At 47.9% G+C, this 1104-nt stretch carries 1 pseudogene; it reads right to left on the bottom strand.

Features of this window, described 5'->3' with window-relative positions:
* Positions 1–1104 (bottom strand): annotated as a pseudogene (ftsH, locus tag ACTHUM_RS14950) (ATP-dependent zinc metalloprotease FtsH); the annotation flags it as partial.

The raw sequence follows: 1104 nt of genomic DNA, 5'->3' as shown, positions 1-1104 counted from the left end.
TTCATCCAAGATTTTGTAAGCCACTTGGTATTGCTCATCCAAAATACGGCGGATTTCCGCATCGATATCTCGTTGGGTTTTCTCGGAAATATTTTGAGAACGGGTTACGCTGCGACCCAAGAATACCTCACCTTCGTTCTCAGCATAAACCATCACACCCATTTTGTCGCTCATACCATAACGCGTTACCATCTCGCGTGCCATTTGAGTTGCACGCTCAAAGTCGTTAGATGCACCGGTAGAAATACGGCCGACAAAAATATCTTCAGCAATACGGCCACCAAACAAGATTGAGAGCTGGCTCACATTTGGTCTTTGTACATACTGATGCGGTCACGCTCAGGCAGCTGCCAAGTCAAACCCAATGCACGGCCACGAGGCATAATCGTTACTTTGTGAACCGGATCGGTAAACGGCAGGCTTTCCGCTACGATTGCATGACCGGCCTCATGATAGGCTGTCGCACGTTTTTCATCTTCGTGCATTACCATACTGCGACGCTCCGGACCCATGTAGATTTTGTCTTTAGCATCTTCAAAGTCGCTTTGATCGACTTTAACTTTATTACGACGACCGGCAAACAAAGCTGCTTCATTGACCAAGTTTGCCAAATCCGCACCTGAAAAACCAGGTGTACCGCGTGCTAAAGAAGTCAAATCTACGGATGCATCCAAAGGTACTTTTTTAGCGTGTACTTTCAAGATTTGCTCACGGCCACGGATATCAGGCAATGGAACAACGACTTGACGGTCAAAACGGCCCGGACGCTGCAACGCTGGGTCAAGTACATCAGGACGGTTGGTTGCTGCGATCACAATAACGGTTTGATTGCTTTCAAAACCATCCATTTCAACCAACAATTGGTTTAATGTTTGCTCACGCTCATCATTACCACCGCCCAAACCAGCACCACGCTGACGGCCAACCGCATCAATTTCATCAATAAAGATGATACATGGCGCGTTTTTCTTGGCCTGCTCGAACATATCGCGGACACGGCTCGCACCGACACCGACAAACATTTCTACGAAGTCAGAACCTGAAATGCTGAAGAATGGCACACCGGCCTCACCGGCAATCGCTTTAGCCAGCAATGTTTTACCC

Source organism: Neisseria sp. P0021.S006 (assembly GCF_051956895.1).
This window is presented reverse-complemented; position numbering and strand designations above follow the sequence as displayed.